The following is a 23,626-nucleotide window of genomic DNA, read 5'->3' as shown; positions in this document are numbered from 1 at the left end:
TCACCACCACCCGGGAGCCGCAGACGATACCCAGCCACTCCACCGTGTGACCTTCACCCAGGGAGAGGGAGACGACCATGCCCGCCACACCCACCACGCCGCCGCCAGCTCTGAGCCCCTACCTCACCGCCCGCCACGAACTGCTGTGGGACGAGGCGGACGCCTTCGCGGCCGAGCACATCGCGCCGCGCGCCGTACGGATGGAGGCCGCTCCGGGCAGGGTGGAGCGCAAGGTCGCCGACCTGATGGCCGCACGGGGCTGGTTCGCCGTCACCGTCCCGGCCGCATTCGGCGGTCTCGACGCTGGTCATGTGGCCAAGACGGTCCTGATTCACCGCATCGCCTGCGTCTCGGCGGCTGCCGCGGCCATCCTTCAGGCCACCCTCATCCCCGTCGGCTCCTTGTTGCACTTCGCCACTCACGAGCAGAAGGACCGCTGGCTGCCGCGGGTGGCGGACGGTTCGCTGCTCTTGTCGATCGCCGTGACCGAACCGACCGCCGGCGGGCGCATCGGCGGCAGCGAGACCACTGCCGAGCGCGCCGGGAACCAGTGGGTGATCACCGGCAGCAAGGTCCACATCGGAAACAGCCATCTCGCGGGAGCCCACCTCGTGGTCGCCCGAACCGCTGAGGCCGGCGTGCGTACCTCCCAGGCGCTGACCGCGTTCATGGTGGAATCCGACCGCCGCGGGCTCTCCGTCGGCGACCACCGCCCTGGCCTCGGCCTACACGGTTTCTCCGTCGGCCGCCTCGCCCTCGACCAGGTCCGCGTCCCCGCGGACAACGTGGTCGGAGAGATCGGCCAAGGGCTGAGCGTGGCCCAGAGCAGCAGCATCCTGTACGGCCGGCCCAACATCGCTGCGGTCAGCCTCGGGATCCACGAGGCGGTCGTCGCCACCACGACTGCTCGCCTCAAGGCACGCCCCCGCTACCGGGGCGCGTTGTCCGACCTGCCGGTCCTGCGGCACCGCGTCGGTGACATGGAGGCCCGGCTGCGCGCCGGACGCATCCTGGCCTACCAGTCCGTGCACCTCCTCGACCAGGGCCTGTCATGCGACGCCGATCTGATCAACGCAAAGTACCTGGGCCACCAGTGGGCCAGGACGTCAGCCCAGGACGCCATGGAACTGCACGGCGCCCACGCCCTCGACGGCGCCTACGTCCTCCAGCGCCTGTGGCGCGACATCCAGTACACCTACCCACCGGCCGGAACCGGCGAAGTCCAGCGCATACACCTCGCCGACGCCGCACTCAACGAGGACCACATCCAGTGGTCCGAACGCCTCGCCGCCGAAACTGCCTGGGCGCAACCCGACCCCACCGCCGCATGAGCCCCCGTGCGCGGCACTCCGTGAATCCAGACCGCCGCGCACGGGTCCGTGTCACCGACCCCGCAGGGGGCGGCGACACCTCTTCCGGTGACCGTCAATCCAGCGAGAAAGAGACACCCGTGACCCTGCCCATGACGTCCAGCGCACCGATCACCCCGCTGAAACCGACCCTGCAGCGCATCGCCCAGCACCTCGTGGAAGGGCTCACCACCCGAGACATCGCCACGAGGACAGGACTGTCGGCAAACTCCATCCGCCAGTACGTCTATGAGATCCGGAGAAGCGTCCACTGCCCACCCCGCTGCAAGCCGCCGGTGCTCGTGCACTTCCTGTGCACCGCCAAAGAGGTCGAGCTTCCCACGACGGGTATGCCGGTACCCGATCTCAGCCCGGAGCAGGAGAGCCTGCTGCAGGCAGTCGCCGAGCACAGCAAGCCCCGCGACATCGCACTGGCCGCCAACATCGCCCCGGCCGATGTCCGTTCCGCCCTCAACGAACTCCTGGACAAGACCCGGACGGCCGACGCCACCCAGCTCGTCGTCCTTGCCCACACATGGGGCCTGCTCGGCGCCAGCCCGACCAGCACAGTGCAAAGCGGAGCGAGCCAATGAGCGCACCATCCCCTTCCGCAGCCGCCTGGCAAACCCCCGCTCCCCTGCTCCAGCGCACTGCGGCGATACCGGCCGCGTACGAGGTGCGCTCTCTGCACACGGACGCCGAACGAGCCGAAGCCGTCGCACTCGTCCAGGACCGGCAGCGCTGGCTCACCCTGCGCGGTCTGCCTGCACCCGCCCAAGACGCTGTCCCGGCTCTCTTTCGTGCCCCAGCGACGGAGCCGGCCGGGCTGTTCGAGGACGGGCTTCTGCTCGCCTGCATGCTCCTGGACCGTGAGCCCGCCCTGGGCTGGGGCGATGGCCCGTGTCTCTTCCTCGGGCACGTCCACACCCTGCCCGATCGCTCCGACGACACGCTCCGGCTGGTCAGCCTTTGGGCCTCGGACTTCGCCGCCCGCCTCGGCCTGCCGCACGTCCGGGCCGAGGCCCTCGCCCGCCCTCGACGACGCCGAGCGCAAGTCGATCGTGGCCCGCGGCGCCGCCCAGCTCGCCGCCCGCCGAACACCGGAAGGCCAGCCGGCCACCCCCGAGCAGGTGATGGCGGTGGAGTTCGAAGAGTTCGCCCTGCTCCTCGCCGCCGACCAGGCCCGCACCGCTCTGCGGGAAGCCGACCGCGCCCGCGGGTAACCCCGACCGCCCCGACGGCGTTGAACAAGGCGTGACCACGACCATGCGGATCACACCCCTCATCGGCATGCAGCGAAGCGGCAGTGAAACGGGTGCGTGCCCCGAGCTGGAGCCGATCTTCACCGCCCTCGCCGAGCAGTGGGAGAACGACGGCCGGCTCGTCCCCGGCCGGGCGGATGAGGAGTGGACGATCCTCGCCCGCCGCTACCCCTGGCCTACTCGCTGACCGCGCGGTGCGGGCGCGGCCCCCACCGCCCCCGCATCGCACCCCCGGGGAGCCTGCTGGCGCCCACCGGCACCGCACTCCCGGGCTACCGGACCAGTGACACCTTGGTTGGGCCCCGCCGGTCCGGCGGCCCCACCAGTCCCTCACCCGGCCGGTTCGTAGGGAACACCGCCTCACAACACGAAAGCCCTGACCGCTCTGGGTGATCAGGGCTTTCGTATGCCTCACCGGGAAGCTGACGCGGCCCCTCGCCGGGCGGGAAACGGAGCCGCGGGCCCCAAACCAGCCCGACGTGGGGCGTCCAGACCGGTGCGCGCGTCGCCCCACCAACGCAGATGACGGACGGGTGGTCGACTACACAGCCGTCGTGTACGTCAACATCCCCTCGCAGGCCAGTCCGAAGGTCCTCTCGATCGCGCTCGCCCAGAACCTCGGCCAGAACTACCGGTCCGGCGCCACCAAGAGCGACATCACCCGCGTCATCCTGGACAACATGCGCCGCACCGGTGTCGAACTCGTGATCATCGACGACGCGCACTTCATGGACCTCTCCCTCAAAGAAGCCAAGGTCGTCAACGACCTCATCGCGAACCACACCGCCGCCACCTCCATCAACACCGGCGTCGACCTCAAGCACTCCGGGTTCTTCCTCGAAGGCACTGGAGCCGCCCGCGTCACCCAGACCGCCGACCGCAACACCCTGCTCCACATGACCCCCTACAACATCAGGGACCAGGGACGACAAAGGCGACTGGTCTCCGTCATCACCGCGATGGAAGACGCCCTCGTCCTGTACAAACCGCCCCGGCACCCTCGTCGGCCTGTGGGAGTACCTGTATCGCCGAACCGGAGGCAACATCAGCTCCCTCACGGAACTCATCCGCGAAGCGGCGGCCGACGCGGTCCTCACCGGAGCCGAGCGCACCGCGACGGGATCATCCAACGCGTGGCCCAGCGCCACGAGTCGAGTTCGGATCTGCTCCTGCGTGCGCAGCCTCCCGGCGCCGGTCGCCGAGTCAGCCAGCTCGTCCAGATCCTGAACCGTGATGTCGGCCGGGGCCAGGAGCGTTCGCGGGCAAGCAGGTAGAGGCTGATCACCAAGGCCCCCGCGGCCTCGACGTAGTCGGAGCCGACGTCCAGGGTGGACCAGGGCGGAGTGAACTTCTCGTCCCCGAACACGGGGGGGGGGCCGGGACGCGGTGCGCGTCTGCCGCCACGCCTCGGCCCACAGGGGGTTGCCCTCCCGCTCCGCTTGCGTGACCAGCTCGTCCCGGCGGGCGCCGACTGTCAGGACTGCGGACCCACACCAACCGGGGTGTACGCGAGCGTCTCGCCCAGACCCTCAACAGCCTGCCTCGTCACGGGCTCACGCTCGGGCACGACGTGAAGGCCAACGCCGACTTCCTGACCGAACTCGCCTGACCACCGAAGGCCGAGACCCTCTGCCGGCACCCCGCACCTCGATCCGAGGTGCGGGGTGCCGGCAGCTGGCGGCCTGTCACACCGCTCGCAGCACGGGGGGACTTCGCGACATCTCCTCCGACGGGGCCCGCGGCGAATCAGCGCGCCAGATGGAACACAGCGGCAGCCACAATGGTGCCGAGGATCGTGCCTGCGATCACTTGATTGCGCGTGTGGTCGCGCAGCTCAACTCGGGACCAGCCGACAATAGCGACCAGCAGGAAGCCGAGGGCCATCCACATTCCGTAGGTCTGCACGAGCATCGCGCAGGCGCCGGCGGAGACGGCCTGGTGGACGGAGATCTTCCAAGCGAAGGTGATCGCAGCAAGGATCGCGAGGGTCACGAGCATCGACACGATCAGAGCGATCATCGTGCGCGGTGCTCCGCCGACGATCATCAGGACGATGCCCGTGGCTACGGAGAGCAGGATCACGGCCATCACTACAAGGCGCGCCGGCTTGGCTCCGACGTGTCGGTCGCCCCAGCGCCCCTTGCGAATGCCGTACTTGATGAACGTAATGGGGATCACGGCAGCAAAGAATGCGCCGACCACTCCCCATGCCACGCCAGTCCACTGCGCCGCATGCCAGCCAACGAGCAGCGTGACGGCGATAATCCAGTTCTTCGGCTCAAGCCAGTCCGTGACACGACGGGCAATGCGCGATTCTGCGGGGCGGACCTCAGCTGTCATGGGAGGAAAACCTTTCCGAACTGCCCACAGCGTGAAGCGTGGGCGACTGTTCCTGGCGGGTGAATTCTGCGACGACAGGGGACGACAGGTAGGCCCGGGCCACGGTGCGCAACCAGGTCAATTCACTTGCCCTGTCCCGGCCAGTGGCACCGAGAGGCGGGTAGTCAACTCCCGCCAATCGCTCGCCGGTTGAAGAACGCCGTGTAGCCACATGCAGCCAGGCTGCTTCTGCTACCGCGTCAACTTCCTGTGCAGCGACCGCTTTTTGTCGTGCAAATCCCTGAGCCCGCGAGCGCACGTCCTCCGTAACGTACTCGCGAAGGGCGAGGCAGGCGTCCTCGATCTCAATGACGCAGCGCTCCAACCGGAAAGGCACGCGTCCCTTGCCAATGCCCGCCGACAACACCACGTACGGGGCGGCCTCCGTGAGTTGCCGCCACAGAGGGCGAAGTCTGCGAAGGGTGTTCCAGGCCCGGACGTACTCCACGGCGACGGAGAGAGGGGGCAGACAGACACCGAGGGCAATAGACAGGATCGCCGCCTGCTTGAGCGTCGTGGAAAGAAGGTTCTCAAGAGCCGGGTACTGAGTGCCGGTGGAGAGCTGAACCGCCACAAAGACGGTGCGCTGCAAGGCATACACACTGCCGAGGAAAGTCCCCAGGCCCAGGAGCCCGAGTCCGGCCTTCCCCAGGAAGGTTCGGCTGTGGCGTACGCCGCCGAGAAACAGCCACGTCGCCACGACCATGGCGATACCGATGTACAGCGTGAACACCGCCATGTAGAGGACGGGGAAGAGTGCGCCACGGCCCTCGCCGAGCCTGATCGGGCCCCCCGGCAGCCAGTTGGCCAGCGCGTAGAAGACGATCATGAGGGGCAGCGTTACACCAGCCGCAACGAGTCGGGTGCGGTGCGCCAGACCCTGCGGCCGGACGACAGCGACGACGAAGTCGAGCAGGTAGGCCGCAGAGGTGACACCCAACAGGTGTTTGAGTAGCGGGGGCAGCCTGACGTCTGCGCCGACGGCTGCATTGATCACGTCTCTGACCTGGGGAACTTCGAACGTCATCGCGGCAGCCAGCGCCACGAGAGTGAGCGCTAGGCTTCGCTGCTTGTGGGAGTGCCGGATGGACGGCAGTCGCCACAAGGCCACGAGCCAGAGAGCCCCGGCAACGACGGTGGATGTGGTCATGAGCGGCGGTTCCTCCGGGGGTGCACCAAGGCGTCGTCCAGCCGTGACATGGCGCCAGGCCGACCTCGGTCACGGCCCGAGTGGGCAAGTTCTTCAAACAGCTCCCCCAGGCAGGAGGCAGCCATTTCCGCGTCGTACTCGGTCTCGCTGTCGTAGCGTGTCCGCGCGAACGCGGCAAACACAGCTGCTGGCTCTACACCTTCAGGGAGAACGCCTAGCAGAGAATCGACGACACTGGCGTTGCTGCCGGCATGGCCAAGCAGTAGGTGAGCCAGTTCGTGCCGCACGATCTGCGCGCGGTGCCGTTCGCTGGTCGCCGCGACATGGAATACGTGATCTCCGGAGTCGAAGGAGAGCACCATCCCGCAGGGAGCGTTAGCCCCACCGGTCTGCGGCAATTCATGGAGATACAAAGGGCGGCCACGTTTGTCGGCTAGCTGTCGGCATATCTCATCCACCGCATAGGGGTCGGAAATTTCTATCCCCTGTAGCCGCTCCGCGCAGTGTCGCCTTAGCTGCGCCTCTCGGCGTGCATATCGCCGGTGAAACATGGGCCGAGATCCTTGCTGTGTAGCCCCCGAGCTAGCGCGCTTGCACGGCGCGCGTTAAACGGAACAAAGTTTCCACTAGGTTCCAGCGGAGCTTTACACATGCACAGCAGTTCGCTCAACGCGATCTTTGGGACCCCGAAGGCATACAGGCCAAATCACCCGTGGGGTGAGAGAGGTCACGTCACTCTCCGGACCTGTCGAGCCCTTCCCAGCGACGCGCTTGGTTGATGACCTCGGTGATCATCTTCAGGCTGTCCGCGGAAAGGCCGTTGGCACGGAGCGCGAGCCCCCGCACCTCGCTGTCCCCAACGGCCGCGATCAACTCCATAGAGGCACGGACCTTGTCAGCTTCTTCCCCGTCGTAGTCCGGGAAGAAGTACTGCGGCGTGACATGGAAGTGGCGCGCGAGAGCCTCAACCGTTCGCACGGTGGGGTTGGGCTTGGCGCCGGAACGTAGCTGCGAGATCGCGCTTTCGGACACCGTGACCCCGTCAGCTTCTCCGCTTTCGCGGATCGCTCGGGCGACCTCGGCGTTCGTGTAGCGCTTGCCGGTCGCCGGGTTCTTCACGGTGTCGAACAGATGATTGAGCTTGTCAGTCAGAGACACCTGCCGAGCATCAACCGCGTCGGCGGGCGCCTCCGCCGATCCACCGGGCTCCACCATCGCCACCCCATCTCGCTTACACATCCAAGGCAGGACAGTACTTCAGTGTAGGGCGAGCAGCCAAACCTTGAGACGGGCCACTTTGGTATTGACAGGCCGGGATCACTTTGGCGTAAGTTCCAGCCACGGCATCACCAAAGTGTTGTGACGCCGGGTGGGGTGCGGCGACGTTGCCTCAGCCGGCGTTCACCATGCACGCACACGCTAGGACCCGCCCATGATCACTCCGCCCTCGTCGCCCCAGCTCACGCGACTTCTACAGGGTTTAAGAACCAACTCTGGATCTTGACCCGAGTCCGTGCGTATGTTCGTCGTCCCCCGGGCAGCCCGCCCGCGACGACGGATGTAAGGAGCCGCGAGCACAGACGGACCGAGTAGGTCCCCGTAAAACAGCGACGGCGCCCGAGAGCGGTAACTCCCGGACGCCGAACGCTAAGTGGCATACCCGCCCCGGCAAGGGCGGAGGTTGCCCACCATCACCACGCTGATCCCTTCCGAGGGGCGCTTCAGCGTGGCAACACTGCAAAGGGGAGTATCGCATGTCTCCTGCCCTGCGCAAGAGGCCCTTCCGCCTGGCCTGCGCGGCAGCCACCTCCGTCTGGGCGCTTCAGTGTCCCGAGCCGGACCACACCATCCTGGCCCCGGCGAACCGTCGGCCCAGCCCGCTCACCGGGAGCGGCCGATGAGCGGCGAAGCCCGCGAGTGGGTGTGGGAGCACAGCTCCAGCCGGGGCACCGCGCGCCTGGTCATGTTGTCGATCGCCGACCGTGTGGCCGATGAGCAGTGCATCTCCTGGGCCTCGCTGTCGAGCCTGGCCAAGCGCACGCGCGCTTCCGTCTCCACGGTGCGCGAAGCCATCGACCGCTTGGTCCACGCCGGTGAGCTGGAGCAGCTCGACGACCTCACCGGCCCCCAGCGCAGCACGGTCTACCGCCTCCCCCTCGCCGCCAAGGCTGCGGCAGCGACCGCTGAGGACGACGGGGGCGCCGAGCAGGTGTCGGAGGAGCTGCCCGAGGCCGCCCCGACGCTTCGGATCTCGGCCCTGCGCCGGTGCGGAATCCGCCCGCGTGAGGTGCCGGAATCCCCCGCGAGGGTCCCGAAACCGGCAGTACCGGAAACCGGCAGGTCCCGGCGGAAACCGGCACCCCGGCATACCGGAATCCGGCACAGCGATGTACCGGAAACCGGCACACAGAACCGTAGTGAACGGGATTTGAACCGGAGGTACAGCAGTGGTGGTGCTGCCGTCCTCTCGGCTGCCGAGTGGCAGGTCGACTCCGCCACCCACACCTGGGCCCGCCAGCAGGGACACCTCGATCGGCTCGGCGAGCAGGGCCTGCAGGCATCCGACGCGAAGTGGCGTGCCCACCGCGCCGACTTCAAGCCAAGGTCGGCGGATGGCTGGGCTGCCGACTGGCGCTCCTGGGTCGCCCGGGAGCACGCCCCTGGCCGCCCGAACCTCTACGCCATGCCCGGCAAGGGCCCGGCTGCACCGGGCGGCATGACGCGGGCTGAGGCCCACACCGCCGCCCTTCTCGCCGCCCTCGACGAGCCGACCGGAACGGAGGGCTGACCGTGGACCGCCGCGAAATCGCCGCTCTGCTGGCCTACATCGGCCGGCTCGACCCTCGCACCATCCGCACCGACCAGGGCGAGGCCCGTGACCAGCTCGCCCAGTGGCACGAGTTGCTCGGCGACGTGCCGATGGCTACCCCGCACGGCTGGGATGCCTGCGTCGCCGCCCGCCAGCACATCCGTACCTCGCCGTACCAGATCCTGCCGGCGGATGTCGGCCGGCCTTGGGAGAACTATCGGCGCGACCGTGTGGCCCGGCACTCCGATCCCACGCCGTCCGTGGACCCGGACGACCAGGCCGCCTGGACCGCCGAGCTGGTCGGCGCCCGTCGCGCCGTGGCCGCCGGCACCGCGCAGCCCTCGCAGGCCAAGGCGATCACCAGCGGTCGTGACGGGATCGACCCGGAGTTGCAGGCGCGGCTGCGGGAGATCGGCTCCTGCATACCGCCCGCCGCCCGTGCCGCCCTTGTGCCCTACCGGCCCGCCCGAGCAGCCCGCGAGGCCGCCGTCGCGCAGGGGCTGCCCGACGCCCTGAGTGTTAGGTGCGAGTGGTGCCTGGCCCAGCCCGGTGAGCCGTGTCGTCGCCGCCGGATCGGCCCCGACGGCGGGGCACGCGGAACCGCCCCGCGCGCCACCCCGCACCCCGGCCGCCTCGACGTCGCCGCCGCCCAGCAGGCCGAGCAGACCGGGCAGGTCCAGCAGCCCGCCATGGCCTGAGCAGCGCAGCCGGCCCGTGCATCCCGTCCGGTGCACCGCCACACAACACCACCGTCCCGCCCCTGCTGCGACGCCCGCCCTCGCGCCGCAGCCGGCACCCGACGCCGCATCCGCCCAGCACCGCCCCAGCCGGCCGACGCGGCAGCACATCGGAGACCCCCTTGCGCCACATCACCACTCACGACGCGCCGGCCACCGGCCTGCGCGGCATCGCAGACACCAGCTGGCACAGCCATGGAGCGTGCCACGGCATGGACGTCGAGGACGCCGACGCCGTCTTCTTCCCTCTCCCTCGGGACCACGAAGCCATCGCCGAGGCGAAGGAACTGTGCGGCTGGTGCCCAGTACGCCGCGACTGCCTCGACTTCGCCCTGCAGAACGTCCTCAAGGAGGGCATCTGGGGCGGCCTCACCGAAGCCGAGCGGCGGCCCTGGCACGACGGGCTGCCCCAGCGCCTCGACTACCGGCGTGTGACGGCCTTCTTCCAAGGGCGCGAGGTGCACCTGACCGAGGCCGAGCGGCAGGTCGTCATCGGCCACGCCTATGTCCGCGGCTGGCGGCCCGACCGGCTCGCCGCCGCCCTGCAGATCAGCCACAAGCACGCCCGTGACCTGCTCCGGCAAGCGGCCGACAAGGTGTTCAACCGCGACCGCACCTACGGCGTGCCGAGGCTCAAGAAGAAGCGGAAGAAGACCACCCCGACAGCAGGCCGCCCCACACCCGCCGCACCCGCCGCACCCGCCACACAGCAGTCGGCAGCCCGCCCGGCAGCATCAACTCCGGCGCACGTCCCTCTCGGAAAGGCCGCATGACCCACCCCGTCCTGGCCCTCAGCGCCGCTCCGGACCTCCTCCTCCTCGCCGCCGGCGTGCCCGCCGCCCTCGTATTGGTGCTGACCGCCTGGACGGTCCGTCGCCGGGGAACCCGCACGCAGAAGCGTCTCGGCGGTCCGGCGGTCAAGGTCGCCGCCCTTGCCGCCCTCGGCTGCACCGCCTACAGCGCAGACACGAGCTGGCGCTTCGCCGCCGACTATCTCGACATGGCCGGGACCGCCGAACGGGTCGGGATGTTCGCCGCGGCCGAGCTCGCCCTGTTCGCGACCGCGCTGATGGCACGGCAGAATCTGACTGCTCAGGGTGCTCCTGGTCTGCCGGGCACGCTGGTCTGGATGATCACCGGCGTGCAGGTGATCCCCGCCTACGCCGAGAGCGGCCCCGTCGGCGGCACGGTCCGGGCCTTCGTCGGGCCGGTCATGGCAGCCATGCTGTGGCACCTCGCTATGGGAATCGAACTGCGCCTGCGCAGCCCGGGCGCCGCCTCCCGCGGACTGATCGCCGTCCTGGGCCGGGAGGCACGCGAGCGGCTGCTGTCCCGCCTGGGCATCGCCGCGCGAGACCGCGACGCCGCGCAGATCACCCGGGACCGGGCCACTACCCGCGCGGTCGCTCTGGCCGCCCGTCTCGCCGAGCACACACCCGAGCAGCATCGGAGCCGGCGCGGCCGTCGGCTCACGCGGCGCCTGTCGAAGGCGGTCGGCAGGGCCTCGGTCGGCACCGACCCGCTCCAGCGCGCGCAGCTGCTCGACCAGCTCGCCGCCCGTCGGCATGCACTCGCGCTCGCCACGGTCCCGCTGCCCTCTCCCTGGTCCCCGGTGCACAGCACCGCAATGGCAGCCACGGTCCCCTCGCCAGTCCCCGTAGCCGGTCCCGACGAGTCGGAAGGGGACCGGGGACCGAGCGCCCCGAGGGGACCGGTCCCCGAAACCGCGGACTCGAAGGCGTCGTCCAGAGCGGGGACCGAAGGCGACGACGCAGGGACCAGCCTGGGGACCGAGGATCCAGAAGCGGACGCGGTCCCGGGGACCGGTCGCGACGGTCCGGAAGCCTCGGCGGGGAACAGCGGAAGCGTGGGGACCAACCTTCCTACGCGAGAAGTACCCGCTCAGGGCTCTGATTCGCATCGGGGACCGACCGCCGCCGAGTCGGGGACCGAGCCCACCGGGGACCGGGGACCGACCGACACCGACACGGGGACCGAGCCCACCGGGGACCGGGGACACAAGGTCCCCCTCCGGCGAAAGACGACCACGAAGCCCCGGACGAAGAACAACGGGAAGCGCAGCCGGTCCCGCACCCCACAGACACAGCGCCCGCCACGCGAGCCGGAGCAGTCGGTGGACCAGCTCGTCCAGCAGGTCCGCCCCCACGTCCCTGCCCTGCTCGCACGGGACGGCAACGAGTCCGTCACCCGAGTCCAGCTGCGGGAGATCCTCCGCCGCGAGGGCCTGAAGGGCGGCCGGAACGACGGACTAAGCCTCGTCCTCCAGGAACTGCGGAGCGACGACACCACGAAGACAAGGAGCACCGCCCGATGAAGACCTGCCACCAGTTCGACACCGTGCGGGCGGAGTACGAGCGGGAGATCGGCTTCATGATCGCCCATTCCGTACGGCACGAGGGCAGGCCGGCCGCGAAGTCCAGCTCGAAGCAAGCCGCATCGACGAAGGCGCGGATGGCGCGGGCGCTCAATAGCCACGTCGGGCGCTGCCCCGAGTGCGGCTGAACCAGCAAAGCAGCAGCTCAACGCCCTACCGCAATCAGTGGCTCGGCTTGGCGCCGGGCCACCGCCCCACTCCAGGAGGCCACCGTGATCCCGCGTCTCACTCGCTCGTCCGAGCCCTCGTCCTCCGAGGCCGGGGCCTGGGCGGAGGTGCTGGTCCGCCGATGCCTCGTGCACGCTGCAGTCCTTGCCCCGACCGGCCAGTGGCTTGTCCAGCACACGCCCGACGGGCCCGTCCGCGTCCTCACGGGGCCGGCCGATGTCGTCGACCTGGCCGCCACCATCCAGCAACGCATCCGCTCCACGAGGACCGAATCCCGATGACGAACCCGAGCACGAACGGCACCACCCCGGCACCTGATCCCGGCTTCAACTCGGTCTCGGGGCGAGCAAGTTGGGGCGGAAGCGTAGCTTCCGCCAAACCCGCCCCCGAGGGGGCGGGAGAGGACCTGCACCGGGGGGCGCAGGTCCTTCGGGATTCGACCGGGGGCGGATCGAAGCCGGGGCAGGAGGAGAAGCAGACCGCGTCTCGCGCCCGCCAGCGCCCGCGCCAGTCGCCCCAGAAGAAGCGCCTGCATCAGCCCAACACACGCTTCAACGACGAAGAGTTCGCCCTGATCAAGTCCGCCGCCGCCCGGTGCAATCTGTCCGTCGCCGGATTCCTCGCCCGCTCCGCGCTCGCCGCCGCCCGCGACCTCGACCGCACCAGTGCCGAAATCGCCGACGAACGTGAAGTGATCACCGCCCTGTTCGACAGCCGTCGTCGCCTCGGCTGGGCCGGCAGCAACCTCAACCAGGCAGTCAAGGCAATCAACTCCGGTGCCGACGCTCCCCAGCTCGAAGCAGCCGTCGCCGCCGTACGGCGTGCCGCCGACACCACGCACGAAGCCGCCGCACGGCTGATCGGAGCCAACGGCTCATGATCCCCAGCGTCAACCCGGCCGGATCGGACACCAGAGGGCTCCTCTACTACCTCTACGACACCGGCAAGCACGAGGACCACATCAACCCCCGCCTCGTCGCCTCCTTCGACGGCATGTCCCCCGACCCCGGCCGCGACCCGAACGGCCTCACGGACCTCCAGCGGCTCTTGGACCAGCCGGTGATGGCCTTGCCCAAGCACGCCCGCCCGGCCAAGCACGTATGGCACACCTCGGTACGCGCCGACCCCGGCGACCGGATCCTGTCCGACGAGGAGTGGGACAGCATCGCCCGCCGCATCGTCGCCGCCACCGGCATCGACCCCGGCGACGGACAGTCCGGCTGCCGCTGGGCGGCCGTGCGCCACGCCGACGACCACATCCACATCGTCGCCACCCTTGTCACCGAGGACGGCCACCGCCCCGACGACTTCCGCTCCGGCACCCGCGCCCAGGCCGAAGCCCGGCTCATCGAGAAGGAACTCGGCCTCCACCAGGTCGCGCCCGGCGACGGCACCGCAGCCCAGCGGCCCACCAGCGCGGAGCGCCACAAGGCCGAACGCCAGGGCCGCGAGCGCACCGCCCGCGAAGAACTGCGCGAAACCGTACGGCGCGCGGTGACCGGGGCGAGAAGCGATGAGGAGTTCTTCGACCGGCTCGCGACCGCCGGCCTGCTGCTCCGAAAGCGCGAAGCGCCCTCGGGTGACCTGCTCGGATACAAGGTCGCCCTGCCCGGCGACCTGAACAAGGACGGCCAGCCGGTGTTCTACCCCGGCGCGCGCCTGGCCCCCGACCTGTCGCTGCCCCGCATCCGCGAGCGCTGGTCCGGCGACGCCCAGGACAGCCCGACAACAACCCGGCGGGAGGAGGCGATCCGTACGGGGCCGGGCAGTCCCGCCGCCGCGCGCCGCAGGACGGCCTCGGCCGGATGGCAGGCCGTACTCGTCGTCGAGCACGGCGGAGACGCGATCGTCGCCGCCCACATCGCCGCAACCGGCGAGGTCTTGGATGCCCTCGCCAAGACGTCCGCTGCCCACACCCGCCGCGAACTCCGCGACGCCGCAACGGCCTTCGAACGCGCCTCCCGCTCCCACGTCCGCGCCGTACGCGGACACGACCGGGCACTGCGGCAGGCCGCCCGCGACCTCATCCAGGGCGGCCCGGCACTCGGCCGCGGTGAAGACGGCGCCACCACGGCGATGGCGATCGACATGCTGTTCTTCCTGATCACCGCCGCCGCACACTGGCACGCCAGGAAGGGCCACGCTCAGCAGGCCGAAGCCGCCACCCGGGCCGCCACACATCTGCGCACCGCCTACCAGGCCGCCGCCGCACAACCCCTCGGCGTGCTCTACCAGCGAGGGCGGAGGCTGAGCCGGCCGGTGCTCCAGCGGCAGACGATCCTGCTGCGCGAGGCGCTGCCGGGGCTCGCTGAAAAGATCCTCGCCGAGCCCGGCTGGCATGCCCTGGCCTCGACCATCACCGACGCCGAAGCCGCCGGCCACGACCCAGCGGCGCTCCTGTCCCACACGGTGGAGCGCCGCGAACTCGACACCGCCGACTCGGTCAGCGACGTCCTGGTGTGGCGACTGCGGCGCCTGGCCGATCTGCCAGCCGACGCTAGTGGGATGCCGGAGAACGGCACGGCAAAGGGCCCGACTGCCGCACGCCCGCCGGCTCGCACCGCCGCTTCTGGCCGCCGTTTCGGTGAAGAGTCGCCGGGCAATGCACGATGAGCCCCGCCGCCGGTGTTTCTGCGCTTGTACGTCAGAGGAACTCGTGGACGCCGCGCAATCTGGTACGCAGCTTGCCCTGGGTTGCACGGCTGTCCAGCCGGACGTCAAGGGCGCCGGGAAGCGCAGTGGCTGCCCGAAGGCCCTCCGGCAGACGGGACGCCTCGAGCCCGTCGCGCTGGGCGATGAGAACACCCAGCCGGTGACGGCTCACGGCGTCGGGACCTGCAAGGTGGTGGATGCCGCGCGCGTCGGTAGACGCCAGCTCCAGCAGGGCGGCGGCTAGGTCACCGACATGCACCGGGCAGCGGATGTCGTCGGTGAACAGGGATCCGCTTCGGCTCCCGGTCGCGAGGGCGTGGACGAGGCGGACATGCTCGGACTGGATGCCGCCGATGATCAGTGAGGTACGGGCGACGGCGGCGTCCGGGGCCAGAAGCCGGATGCCGGTCTCCGCCGCGGCCTTCGCTGCGCCGTACGGGGTGACGGGATCGGGGAGGCAGGATTCGTCGTAGTGGACGCGGGTGCCGGAGAACACGGCGTCACTGCTGACGTGAACAAGACGGCAGTTGTGCTTAGCCGTGGCCATCGCCAGGCGGACGGAACCTTCGGCCGTGACGGCCCAGTTGGCGCTGCCGCTGCTCGCGTTGATGACCAGGCAGGGGGCGAGCGAGGCGACGACCTCCTCGACACGGTCGCCGTCCCGCAGGTCCAGGCCGTACCAAGTGGCCTCCGGGTTGTTGCCCGGCCTGGTCGCGAAGGTCGCGGCGGTGAGATGCCCGGCGGCAGATGCCTGGCGGACCAACTCGGTGCCCAGGAACCCGCTGCCGCCGACGATGAGGACAGCCATGGCACGCCACGGTAGACGGTCCTCGCATCGCCGGCCTCGGGAAGCGAGGAAACACCATTCGACCTGCCCGAAGGTGACTGTGGACTTTGTGAATTGAAACCGCCGGGGGCGTGGGGCACGATCATGAAGCGAGCAGACGAGGCAAAGGAGGACGCCAGGGTGTTTCACCGAATACGCCGCCGGGCCAAGGAGCCCAGCGAGGCGCAGCGCCAGTTCGCCGAGCTGCATGCGCGGATGCAGGACCAGGTCCCGCCCGGGATCCGGGTACCGCGGGCCGAGCCGGAGCGCACCGAGCCGACATCCACGGTGGTGGACGACTTCCTTCCGCCGGAGCTCCGGGTGCCCAGCCACGACCAGCTCGACGGCAGCATGATGCCGTGGAAACAGCCGCTGGTCCTCGACGGTGAGATGGTTTCCTGCGCCGAGTGCGGTGCGTACCGGGACTGGCTCATCCTCTCCACCCGCGACCAGATCTGGCTGCGCTGCCAGGTCGGCCACCAGCAGCAGGAAACCCGCCTCGACACCGCCTGGTTCAACCGGAACGCCGGGCCGGCGGACGCGACGCACGCCACGTTCGAGGACTGCCTGCGCCACCTCGGGCACTGACCCCCACTCCTACGACCCCACCGGGCCCACGGGCCCGTACTGACCACCCGTCACCTTGCACCAAGGGGTCAGTTCCGTCATGCGCGTTCGCGTCACCACCACCGCCCTCGGCATCACCGCCGCCCTCCTCGCCGTGCCCGCCTGCACCACCAACACCAAGCCCGACACCGCCCCCTCCGCCCGTGCCGGGCAGCCGGCCGACGCAGCCCAGCGGGTTACTCCGCTCACGTCGGCCGCGCTGCGGACGCGCCTGCTCGACCAGAGCGACCTCGGTTCCGGCTACCTGCGCAAGCCGGAGCGCCCCACCCAGCCCGACGACGTCACCGTCATCGGCTGCCCGGCCCTGAGCGAGCTGGGCGGCGACGCGGCGACCGGCGGCACGCTGACGTTCCCGCGTAAGGCGAAGGCGGACTTCACCTACGGCGGTAGTTCCTCGGAGATCGCCGAGGAGCTGTACAGCGACAGCGCGAACAAGCTGTCTGACGGCATCGGCCGTACCTTCGACGCCATGACGGGATGCCCCACGTATCAGGTCGTCGCGGGCGGCACTCCGATCGATATGGCCTCGCAGAAGCTGACCGCGCCCCGCGGCCTCGGTGACGAGCAGTGGAGCCAGCTCCTAACGTTCTCCACCGGAGGCCGCAGCACCGTGGTCAAGCAGACCGCGATCCGCGACGGCAGTCTGCTGCTGATCGTCTCTGGCTCCCCGGCCCTCGTCGACCGCCACCTCAACAAGGCCCTCGCCAAGGCCACGGCCACGAGCTAACCCTTCCGCCCACCAAGCTGCTGCCCCCGACCACGATGGACCATGGGTCGGGGCAGCAGCGCGTGACGTGCCGGCCCGCTGAGCGGGGCGAGCCGCTTGGCCCGGCACCCAAGGCTCGGACCTGGCCGGGCTGTACGTAGAGCACGTTCGGGTTGTGGCTGTGCGGCCGGTAGCCGCTGGAGGCGTCGACGAGTAGGTACGCGCCTGCGGGAACGAGCACGCAGCCCGGTGCCCTCCAACGGGGAGGGCACCGGGCTGCGTGCATCGGGAGTTGGGCGCGGGATGTTAGATGGCTGGCGCGCGCAGGAGGCGCTCCTGGGTGGCCTCGGGCAGCACCCGGCGCAGGACCGGTGCGGTCGAGCTGAGGGATGCGGCGAAGGCGGCCACGAGGTCGTGCGGGACGCTGGCTCCGAAGGAGACCGCCCACAGGCAGGGGGCGCCGAGCGCGGGCTCGGCCCATGCCTGCCATCCGACGGGTCCCGCCTCGTCGGCCTCGGTGGTCAGGGCGCGCGGGTCGGCGTCCTGGATGAGGGGCGGTACCTCGCCGACGCTGATGTGCGAGGTGAACGTAGGGTCTGTCGCTGCCGCGTGGGGCTGGTCGATGTCGCGGAGCCAGCCGTGGGCGGCGACGGCGTGGAGGACGAGCTCGGGGTCGGCGAGCGGGACGACGGGCTGGTCGCGGGCGTCGAGCGCGACCAGGAAGTCGGCCACGGCCTCGCCGGGGACGTCGGGGGTGAAGTAGGACGACCACGAGGCGAGCGGGCTGCTCGTCTCAGCGCGGGCGGAGATCTGCCAGGCGATCGGCAGGTCGCCCAGGTGGAACGGCTCGTCCGCCAGCACCCACTGCGCCCACCGGAGGGTGTCGGGGCTGATGTGCAGAACGGTGCTGCGCAGGACCTGGCGGTCCTCCGCTGCTTCGTCCGGCTCCTGACGTCCGCGGACGATCGTCAGGCTCGTCCAGCCCAGACCGGAGAGCGTGTCGGCGACGGCGTCGTAGAGACGGTCATCGTCACCGGCCAGATGCCGGGGACCGACCCAGAACGCGGTCTGGCCGCCACGCGGGCTGGACGGGTCGAGCGGGAAGTCGGGGTACAGGGGCGCCTCCAAGGGCTCGGTGCGGGTCTAGTTGCCGCTGGCGCGGCGGCGGGGGCGGCGCGGGGGTGCCTGAACGGGGCCCTGCCACGTCAGGGCGACGGCGACCTGGGGCGGCAGATGGCCGAGCTGTGCGTCCTCCTCCTGCCCTTCGGCGAGGTAGACGACGGTCCGGCCGGTCTCGTCCACCGACTGCACGACCTGCGCCAGGCGGTGTGCCATCGGAAAGAACGGGTTCATGGCTTGGCGGACCGGAGCGCTCCGGTCGCAGCCGGACAGCAGGTCGATGAGATCGTTGACGGTCATCTCCGAGGACGTCACGAACAGCCTCCTGAGGTGGGGGAAACGGGGAGCGATGGAACGGATCGGCCGCTGGCACAGGCCAGCCCTCCGAGTTGGGGCCGCCGGTCGGAGTCAGCGCGGTCATACGCGACGTGAGGTCTCCAGCACGCGCGCAACGGCGGCGGCGACGATGTCGGCCGGTGTCTCGGTGTCGAACGACAGGCGGTAGCCGGGTACCTTGGCCGTGCCAGTGACGGCGATCGTCCACCCCTCGCCGTCGGTGCCGGGGCGGCCGTTCGGGAACCAGCCGAGGTAGAAACGGCCGTCCTTCGAGCTGACGTGCACGTCCGCGCGGTCGTCCACGATCAGGTGGAAGTCGTCTGCGGAGAATTGGTCTGTTACGAGCGTGGGCCGGCCGGGGCCGAGCTGCCATTCGCGCAGCCGCAGGGCTTCCATGGTGGTGGCGAAACCAGGGCCCACAGGCGCTACGGTCACGGGCAATCACCTCTCTGACCTGGGGTTTCTTGCAAGGTCGTCTACGTTGACATGCCCTCGCACACCTTGGCCAGTCTTTCCGCGCTCTTTCCTGTCTGCCCCCGGCGAACTTGTGTCCTTTGTCATCCAATCGAGGCGTTTGACAGCGAACTCAGTCGTTTCAGCTTTTCTGACAGTGAATCTAGTCGGAGGGGTGATCACGCTGGGGGGTCGAATGTCGGTATCGACAGGGGTGGAGAGCACTGCCCCGTACGTCGAGGTGTCGTGTCGTGTGGACGACAAGCGCGGGAGTAAGCGGCGTCGTCCGTTGCTGGACTGCGCGACGGTCAGGTTCGAAGACGTGGTGCCGGTCCGACCGTTTCGGTGGTCGTGGGGTGGGCGCCACTTCCCTGGGTGGTACTGGGCGGCGACGACAGAACAGCACGTCGGTTTCGAGTCGTGGTTGGAGCGGGACCGGCTGGTGCTCATGGACTTCGACCCTGCGGTGGTGGGGATGGCGTCCCAGCCGTTCTGGCTGCACTGGCACGACGGGGAACGTGAGCGCCAGCATGCCCCGGACTTCTTCGTGCGCCGGGTCGATGGCTCGGCGGCGGTCGTCGATGTCCGTGCCGACGACTGGATCGCTCCGCGGGACGCCGAAGCGTTCGACTTGACGCGCCGGGCCTGCGCGGAAGTTGGGTGGAGGTTCGAGCGGGAGGGGACGCCGGAGGCAGTGCTACTGGCGAATGTCCGGTGGCTATCGCGCTACCGGCACCCCCGCTGCCGACGGGAGCCGGTCGCAGCTCGGCTGTTGGAGATCTTCTCGCAGCCGGGGCCGCTGATGGCCGGGGCTGATGCGGCTGGCGACCGGCTCGCGACGCTACCCGTGTTGTTCCACCTCTTGTGGAGGCACGAGGTGTCGGCCGAGCGGATGGACATCGAACTTCTCGGGCCGCGCACGGTCGTGCGCCGGGCTGGCGGGAGTGCCGGATGACGAGCGAGGAGCGTCGGGTCCCTCCGACGGCGCGGATCGCGGAGTTCCCTAAGAAGGCTGCTGAACAGGCCCGTTGGTGGGAAGGCCAAATCCTTGAGGTGCTGCACGGATTGCCGCCGGATGCTCCCCACGGGGCAGTGCCGCGACCGGAGTTCGACCCTCGGGACCGTAGCCTGGCCGAGCGGGAGCGGGCCAAGGCCGCCGAGCTGACAGCAGCGGGCCATCGGATGACGGCCAGTGGAATCAAGCAGCGACGCCAGCGTTATCAGCGCGACGGGCTGGTTGGACTGGCGGACGGCCGGTCGGCCAAGAAGCTGCCGGACTTCGGCCAGATTTCTCCGTGGGTGGTCGAGGCAATGAGGCAGGCGATCGCCGAGACGACCGATGCTTCCTCGAGGACGGTCCGGTTCACCATCTGGCGGACGAAGGAGATCCTGGCCTCCCGCGAGGACGCCGACGGTATCGAATTGCCCACTGAGCGCACGCTTTATCGGCTGTTCGACAAGTTGGCGGTCGGCACGCACGCGACCGGTTCGGCGAGGACACGCCGTTCGTTGCAGGCGCGTCCGGCCGGCCCGTTCGGGGAAGTCCCGGCTATCGCGCCAGGCGAGCTGATGCAGATCGACTCCACTCCGTTGGACGTTTTGGTACGGCTGGATGACGGCATCGCGGAGAAGGTCGAGTTGACCGCGCTGGTCGACATCGCGTCCAGGTCGATCACGGCGGCAGTGCTGCGTCCGACGACGAAGGCGGCCGACGCCTCCTCCCTCCTGGCCCGCAGCATCACACCGGAGACGATGCGACCGGGCTGGCCACAGGCGCTGCGGATGTCCCGGTCGGTCCTGCCGCACCGGCGGCTGCTGGCCCTGGACGAGCGGCTGGAGCAGGCGGCGGCGCGGCCGGTGATCGTTCCAGAGACGATCGTCTGCGATCACGGCAAGGTGTTCATCTCGCACAACTTCCGTGCCTCCTGCCGCTTCTTGGGCGTCTCGCTGCAGCCGACGCACAAGGCGTCACCCTTCGAGAAGGGCGTGATCGAGAAGACGCTGGGATCGGTGGCAACGCTGTTCGCGCAGTTCGTGGCCGGGTACACCGGCCGCTCGGTCGACCGCCGTGGCCGGCATGTGGAGGACGGACCGCTGTGGTCCTTGCCCGAGCTGCAGGACCTGCTGGACGAGTGGATCGTCACGGTGTGGCAGAACCGGCCGCACGACGCGCTGCGCGATCCCAGCGCGCCGAAGCGGGCGTTCTCGCCGAACGAGAAGTACGCGATGCTGCTGGAGTCTTGCGGCTACGTTCCGGCCCCGTTGAGTGGTGAGGACTACGTCGAGTTACTGCCGGAGCGGTGGCACGCGATCAACGCATACGGCATCCGGATCAAGCATCGCACCTACGACAGCACGGAGTTGAATCCGCTGCGCCGTCAGCACTCCGGGGTCGCGGAGAAGAAGGGCTTGTGGGAGGTCCACTACGACCCCTATGACATCTCGCGGATCTGGGTACGCGACGGCCGCGGCGAGAGGGACCGGTGGATCACCGTGTTCTGGCGGCACCTGCACCGCGTCGGCGTCCCGTTCGGCGAGATGGCCTGGGACCACGCCCGCCGGCAGAATCCGAACGGCAACGAAACTCAGATCGCGGAAGCGGCAGCCGCCCTGCTCAAGCGCGCCCACAACGGCCCTGACGGCGAGGAGCACCCTCCGGTCAAACGATCAAGGAAGGATCGCCGGGTCGCAGCCCGCACCCGAGCGACCGCCCCGAGCCGGGAGATCCCTGATCCATCGGCCGAGAGCGAGCCCATGGACGAGGGCACGGCGGACTCCGCGCTGGCAGAGGTCATCCCGCTGGGCCTGTTTGACCCGCTGGCCGATCCTTGGAGGCGCACGTGACCATCTCCAAACCGGTGGCCCGACGCACCGTGCTGCACGAGACCGACGCCGAGACCGACCGGCAACTGAACACGTTGACTGGATGGCGCAGGTTCATCGACGGCCCACCCCCTCCCCCGGTCTTGGCGTCGCGCGGTGCCTGGCAGCAGATGAACCCAGCCGAGCGGGATCTCTATGACGAGTCCCGCCTTGACCATCACGCTCGGATGCTCACCGTCGCCACCTCGTTCGTCGAGCGGACGGCGATCTGCGGCCGTCGCCTGGTGCTGCTGAACCGGCACGCGATCAGCGCCCGCCGCGGGCTGATTGTCTCCGGCCCAGCGGGAACCGGAAAGACCATCGCCATCACGCAGTTGGGGCGCTCCCTTGAGCTTCTGGACCGGGCCCGGCACCCCCATGCCACAGACCGGATTCCGGTCGTCTATGTCACGGTCCCGCCCGCCGCGACCGCCCGCATGATCGCAACCGAGTTCGCCCGCTTCCTGGGCCTGCCGGTGCGGGCCCGCTCGAACATGACGGACATCATCGAGGCTGTCGTCGGTGTCTGCACCGACACCCGCACCGCTCTGGTGCTGGTCGACGAACTCCACAACATCTCGCTCACCAGCCGCCACGGCTCCGAAGTCGCCGACACCCTCAAGTACTTCTCCGAACGCCTGCCCGCCACCTTCGTCTATGCCGGCATCGACATCGATGAATCCGGGCTGCTGTCCGGTACACGCGGGGCCCAGATCGCCGGCCGCTTCACCCTGCTCCCCTCCCGCCCCTTCCCCTGCAACAGTGAATGGAAGGGCCTGGTCGCCACGATGGAAGACACCCTGCGGCTGCACGACCACCGCCCCGGCACACTCACGGGCCTGGATCGCTTCCTGCACAACCACACCGGCGGCATGATCGGATCCCTCTCCCACGCCATCCGCGGAGCCGCCCTCGACGCCATCCTCACCGGCACCGAGAGGATCACCAAGAGGAGCCTCCAGGCCATTCCACTCGACCACACCGCCCGCACCACGGCATCGATGGCCACGAAGACCGCTACGTCCCGATGAAAAGCGAACTGCCGCCCCGGTACGCGCCGCTGCCGATCCGAGTCCGCCCCTGCCTCGGAGAATCCACCAACTCCTACATCCGGCGCCTGGCCCGCGCCAACCATCTCCATCCCAGCTTCCTGCACTGCTATCTCTGCGGCCCACCGCAGTGGTTCGGCAGGCCGCTCCTCGAGAACCTCGCCACCACCGCCGGCCACTCGCCCGAAGCGCTCGAACGGGCTCTCGCCGACGCCAATTCCCTGGGCGGCATAAACAGATCACGCCGGCGCCTACCCAGGAAGAACCCCTTCACCCGACGCCAGGACCTGGCCCACCGCATCACCCAAGAGGCCCTCAGCGGCAGCCACATTCGCACGCTCGCAAAGCGCTACAGCCTCCGCAGCTGCGACGTCCGCTTCGCCCTGGAGACCCCACGCCTGACCACCACAGAGGCAGGACCGGTGACCCACCCCGTCACAGGCGAACTTGCCGACCTGATCGAGAGCATGATCAGCCGAAGGCGCAACGGAAGGCAGATCTGGACAGAACTCATGGATCAGTACGACTACTTGGTTACCTACGACAGCATCCGCCACTACATCAGATACACGCGATCCCGAACGGCGTCAGCAGGAGCAGGCTCGTAGACCGCCAGCGTCCTAAGCCCCAAGCTCCGTGGCACCTTGGTCGACTAGGGTCCGTCTTCAAACTGATCTTGCCCAGAGCAGGAATGACGCGAGAGTGACCGCTGCTTCGTAGGAGGAGGCGGTCTTGTCGTACCTGGTC

The 23,626-nt window shown here is 69.4% G+C and carries 26 protein-coding genes; 19 read left to right on the top strand and 7 right to left on the bottom strand.

Annotated features, from left to right (window positions below):
- Positions 1-77 precede the first annotated feature (77 nt).
- The 5 genes from ACIGXX_RS00130 (at position 78) to ACIGXX_RS00110 (ending at position 3,885) form a co-directional block, all read left to right on the top strand.
- Positions 78-1,331, top strand: a complete 1,254-nt coding sequence (locus ACIGXX_RS00130; RefSeq protein WP_399971322.1) for an acyl-CoA dehydrogenase family protein — start codon at positions 78-80, stop codon at positions 1,329-1,331.
- Between the two features lie 119 nt (positions 1,332-1,450).
- Entirely contained in the window at positions 1,451-1,942 is a 492-nt protein-coding gene (locus ACIGXX_RS00125; protein WP_399971320.1) for a helix-turn-helix transcriptional regulator, read from the top strand.
- Positions 1,943-2,242: 300 nt separating this feature from the next.
- Positions 2,243-2,572, top strand: coding sequence for a hypothetical protein (locus tag ACIGXX_RS00120; RefSeq protein ID WP_399971318.1), 330 nt, complete (start codon positions 2,243-2,245; stop codon positions 2,570-2,572).
- A 43-nt stretch (positions 2,573-2,615) separates the two neighbouring features.
- The gene (locus tag ACIGXX_RS00115; RefSeq protein ID WP_399971316.1) at positions 2,616-2,798 is read left to right on the top strand and encodes a hypothetical protein; all 183 of its coding nucleotides are present in this window, start codon (positions 2,616-2,618) and stop codon (positions 2,796-2,798) included.
- A gap of 346 nt (positions 2,799-3,144) precedes the next feature.
- The gene (locus ACIGXX_RS00110) at positions 3,145-3,885 is read left to right on the top strand and encodes an ATP-binding protein (RefSeq protein WP_399971314.1); all 741 of its coding nucleotides are present in this window, start codon (positions 3,145-3,147) and stop codon (positions 3,883-3,885) included.
- A gap of 472 nt (positions 3,886-4,357) precedes the next feature.
- Here the strand turns inward: ACIGXX_RS00110 and ACIGXX_RS00105 are convergent, their stop codons facing one another.
- The 3 genes from ACIGXX_RS00105 to ACIGXX_RS00095 form a co-directional block, all read right to left on the bottom strand.
- The gene (locus tag ACIGXX_RS00105) at positions 4,358-4,951 is read right to left on the bottom strand and encodes a hypothetical protein (RefSeq protein WP_399971312.1); all 594 of its coding nucleotides are present in this window, start codon (positions 4,949-4,951) and stop codon (positions 4,358-4,360) included.
- Positions 4,941-6,140 carry an MAB_1171c family putative transporter gene (locus ACIGXX_RS00100; RefSeq protein WP_399971310.1) on the bottom strand — a complete coding sequence of 400 codons (1,200 nt, stop codon included), beginning with the start codon at positions 6,138-6,140 and terminating at the stop codon, positions 4,941-4,943. The genes ACIGXX_RS00105 and ACIGXX_RS00100 overlap by 11 nt, the downstream gene beginning before the upstream one ends.
- Before the next feature lie 732 nt (positions 6,141-6,872).
- A complete protein-coding gene (locus ACIGXX_RS00095) occupies positions 6,873-7,355 on the bottom strand; it encodes a helix-turn-helix domain-containing protein (RefSeq protein WP_399971307.1) in 483 nt (160 codons plus the stop codon).
- 682 nt (positions 7,356-8,037) lie between these two features.
- On the opposite strand from ACIGXX_RS00095, the gene ACIGXX_RS00090 reads away from it, so the two are divergent.
- The 8 genes from ACIGXX_RS00090 to ACIGXX_RS00055 all read left to right on the top strand — a co-directional run bounded on the left by ACIGXX_RS00090 (position 8,038) and on the right by ACIGXX_RS00055 (position 14,862).
- A complete protein-coding gene (locus ACIGXX_RS00090) occupies positions 8,038-8,928 on the top strand; it encodes a helix-turn-helix domain-containing protein (protein ID WP_399971305.1) in 891 nt (296 codons plus the stop codon).
- 2 nt (positions 8,929-8,930) lie between these two features.
- Positions 8,931-9,647 carry a hypothetical protein gene (locus ACIGXX_RS00085; RefSeq protein ID WP_399971303.1) on the top strand — a complete coding sequence of 239 codons (717 nt, stop codon included), beginning with the start codon at positions 8,931-8,933 and terminating at the stop codon, positions 9,645-9,647.
- 161 nt (positions 9,648-9,808) lie between these two features.
- A complete protein-coding gene (locus ACIGXX_RS00080; RefSeq protein WP_399971302.1) occupies positions 9,809-10,459 on the top strand; it encodes a WhiB family transcriptional regulator in 651 nt (216 codons plus the stop codon).
- Entirely contained in the window at positions 10,456-12,021 is a 1,566-nt protein-coding gene (locus tag ACIGXX_RS00075) for a hypothetical protein (RefSeq protein WP_399971300.1), read from the top strand. Before ACIGXX_RS00080 ends, ACIGXX_RS00075 begins: the two co-directional genes overlap by 4 nt.
- Positions 12,018-12,209 (top strand): hypothetical protein, encoded by a 192-nt coding sequence (locus ACIGXX_RS00070; protein ID WP_399971298.1) that lies wholly within the window; start codon positions 12,018-12,020, stop codon positions 12,207-12,209. The genes ACIGXX_RS00075 and ACIGXX_RS00070 overlap by 4 nt, the downstream gene beginning before the upstream one ends.
- An 84-nt stretch (positions 12,210-12,293) precedes the next feature.
- Positions 12,294-12,530, top strand: coding sequence for a hypothetical protein (locus ACIGXX_RS00065; RefSeq protein ID WP_399971296.1), 237 nt, complete (start codon positions 12,294-12,296; stop codon positions 12,528-12,530).
- Positions 12,527-13,129, top strand: a complete 603-nt coding sequence (locus tag ACIGXX_RS00060) for a plasmid mobilization protein (RefSeq protein ID WP_399971294.1) — start codon at positions 12,527-12,529, stop codon at positions 13,127-13,129. Before ACIGXX_RS00065 ends, ACIGXX_RS00060 begins: the two co-directional genes overlap by 4 nt.
- Positions 13,126-14,862, top strand: coding sequence for a relaxase/mobilization nuclease domain-containing protein (locus ACIGXX_RS00055; RefSeq protein WP_399971292.1), 1,737 nt, complete (start codon positions 13,126-13,128; stop codon positions 14,860-14,862). The genes ACIGXX_RS00060 and ACIGXX_RS00055 overlap by 4 nt, the downstream gene beginning before the upstream one ends.
- Before the next feature lie 31 nt (positions 14,863-14,893).
- On the opposite strand, the gene ACIGXX_RS00050 is transcribed toward ACIGXX_RS00055, so the two are convergent.
- Entirely contained in the window at positions 14,894-15,709 is an 816-nt protein-coding gene (locus ACIGXX_RS00050; protein ID WP_399971290.1) for an SDR family oxidoreductase, read from the bottom strand.
- A 159-nt stretch (positions 15,710-15,868) separates the two neighbouring features.
- Here ACIGXX_RS00050 and ACIGXX_RS00045 point away from each other — a divergent pair, with 159 nt between their 5' ends.
- A complete protein-coding gene (locus ACIGXX_RS00045; RefSeq protein ID WP_399971288.1) occupies positions 15,869-16,315 on the top strand; it encodes a hypothetical protein in 447 nt (148 codons plus the stop codon).
- 79 nt (positions 16,316-16,394) lie between these two features.
- Complete coding sequence (locus tag ACIGXX_RS00040; RefSeq protein WP_399971286.1) at positions 16,395-17,081, top strand: hypothetical protein; 687 nt, start codon at positions 16,395-16,397, stop codon at positions 17,079-17,081.
- Between the two features lie 285 nt (positions 17,082-17,366).
- Here the strand turns inward: ACIGXX_RS00040 and ACIGXX_RS00035 are convergent, their stop codons facing one another.
- From ACIGXX_RS00035 to ACIGXX_RS00025, 3 genes are all read right to left on the bottom strand, one after another.
- Entirely contained in the window at positions 17,367-18,188 is an 822-nt protein-coding gene (locus ACIGXX_RS00035; RefSeq protein WP_399971284.1) for a DUF317 domain-containing protein, read from the bottom strand.
- Between the two features lie 15 nt (positions 18,189-18,203).
- Positions 18,204-18,494, bottom strand: coding sequence for a hypothetical protein (locus tag ACIGXX_RS00030; RefSeq protein ID WP_399971282.1), 291 nt, complete (start codon positions 18,492-18,494; stop codon positions 18,204-18,206).
- A gap of 102 nt (positions 18,495-18,596) precedes the next feature.
- Positions 18,597-18,950, bottom strand: coding sequence for a DUF317 domain-containing protein (locus ACIGXX_RS00025; protein ID WP_399971280.1), 354 nt, complete (start codon positions 18,948-18,950; stop codon positions 18,597-18,599).
- Between the two features lie 214 nt (positions 18,951-19,164).
- Between ACIGXX_RS00025 and ACIGXX_RS00020 the strand changes: the two genes are divergently transcribed.
- The 4 genes from ACIGXX_RS00020 to ACIGXX_RS00005 are packed head-to-tail and all read left to right on the top strand — an operon-like array spanning position 19,165 to position 23,487.
- Positions 19,165-19,923, top strand: coding sequence for a TnsA-like heteromeric transposase endonuclease subunit (locus tag ACIGXX_RS00020; protein ID WP_399971278.1), 759 nt, complete (start codon positions 19,165-19,167; stop codon positions 19,921-19,923).
- A complete protein-coding gene (locus ACIGXX_RS00015; protein WP_399971276.1) occupies positions 19,920-21,812 on the top strand; it encodes a Mu transposase C-terminal domain-containing protein in 1,893 nt (630 codons plus the stop codon). The genes ACIGXX_RS00020 and ACIGXX_RS00015 overlap by 4 nt, the downstream gene beginning before the upstream one ends.
- Positions 21,809-22,861, top strand: a complete 1,053-nt coding sequence (locus tag ACIGXX_RS00010) for a TniB family NTP-binding protein (protein WP_399971274.1) — start codon at positions 21,809-21,811, stop codon at positions 22,859-22,861. Before ACIGXX_RS00015 ends, ACIGXX_RS00010 begins: the two co-directional genes overlap by 4 nt.
- On the top strand, positions 22,858-23,487 hold the full coding sequence (locus ACIGXX_RS00005) for a TniQ family protein (protein ID WP_399971272.1): 630 nt from the start codon (positions 22,858-22,860) through the stop codon (positions 23,485-23,487). Before ACIGXX_RS00010 ends, ACIGXX_RS00005 begins: the two co-directional genes overlap by 4 nt.
- Positions 23,488-23,626: the final 139 nt, after the last annotated feature.

Origin of the sequence: Streptomyces sp. NPDC055243, assembly GCF_044544025.1 — a bacterium.
In the GTDB taxonomy this organism is placed as follows: Bacteria; Actinomycetota; Actinomycetes; order Streptomycetales; family Streptomycetaceae; genus Streptomyces.
This window is presented reverse-complemented; position numbering and strand designations above follow the sequence as displayed.

Coding starts and splice junctions, on each gene's coding strand:
- ACIGXX_RS00055 (WP_399971292.1), top strand. CDS start 13,126: ATGATCCCCAGCGTCAACCCGGCCGGATCGGACACCAGAGGGCTCCTC.
- ACIGXX_RS00020 (WP_399971278.1), top strand. CDS start 19,165: ATGTCGGTATCGACAGGGGTGGAGAGCACTGCCCCGTACGTCGAGGTG.
- ACIGXX_RS00090 (WP_399971305.1), top strand. CDS start 8,038: ATGAGCGGCGAAGCCCGCGAGTGGGTGTGGGAGCACAGCTCCAGCCGG.
- ACIGXX_RS00005 (WP_399971272.1), top strand. CDS start 22,858: ATGAAAAGCGAACTGCCGCCCCGGTACGCGCCGCTGCCGATCCGAGTC.
- ACIGXX_RS00060 (WP_399971294.1), top strand. CDS start 12,527: ATGACGAACCCGAGCACGAACGGCACCACCCCGGCACCTGATCCCGGC.
- ACIGXX_RS00015 (WP_399971276.1), top strand. CDS start 19,920: ATGACGAGCGAGGAGCGTCGGGTCCCTCCGACGGCGCGGATCGCGGAG.
- ACIGXX_RS00120 (WP_399971318.1), top strand. CDS start 2,243: ATGGCCCGTGTCTCTTCCTCGGGCACGTCCACACCCTGCCCGATCGCT.
- ACIGXX_RS00130 (WP_399971322.1), top strand. CDS start 78: ATGCCCGCCACACCCACCACGCCGCCGCCAGCTCTGAGCCCCTACCTC.
- ACIGXX_RS00105 (WP_399971312.1), bottom strand. CDS start 4,951: ATGACAGCTGAGGTCCGCCCCGCAGAATCGCGCATTGCCCGTCGTGTC.
- ACIGXX_RS00070 (WP_399971298.1), top strand. CDS start 12,018: ATGAAGACCTGCCACCAGTTCGACACCGTGCGGGCGGAGTACGAGCGG.
- ACIGXX_RS00115 (WP_399971316.1), top strand. CDS start 2,616: ATGCGGATCACACCCCTCATCGGCATGCAGCGAAGCGGCAGTGAAACG.
- ACIGXX_RS00100 (WP_399971310.1), bottom strand. CDS start 6,140: ATGACCACATCCACCGTCGTTGCCGGGGCTCTCTGGCTCGTGGCCTTG.
- ACIGXX_RS00050 (WP_399971290.1), bottom strand. CDS start 15,709: ATGGCTGTCCTCATCGTCGGCGGCAGCGGGTTCCTGGGCACCGAGTTG.
- ACIGXX_RS00040 (WP_399971286.1), top strand. CDS start 16,395: ATGCGCGTTCGCGTCACCACCACCGCCCTCGGCATCACCGCCGCCCTC.
- ACIGXX_RS00095 (WP_399971307.1), bottom strand. CDS start 7,355: ATGGTGGAGCCCGGTGGATCGGCGGAGGCGCCCGCCGACGCGGTTGAT.
- ACIGXX_RS00075 (WP_399971300.1), top strand. CDS start 10,456: ATGACCCACCCCGTCCTGGCCCTCAGCGCCGCTCCGGACCTCCTCCTC.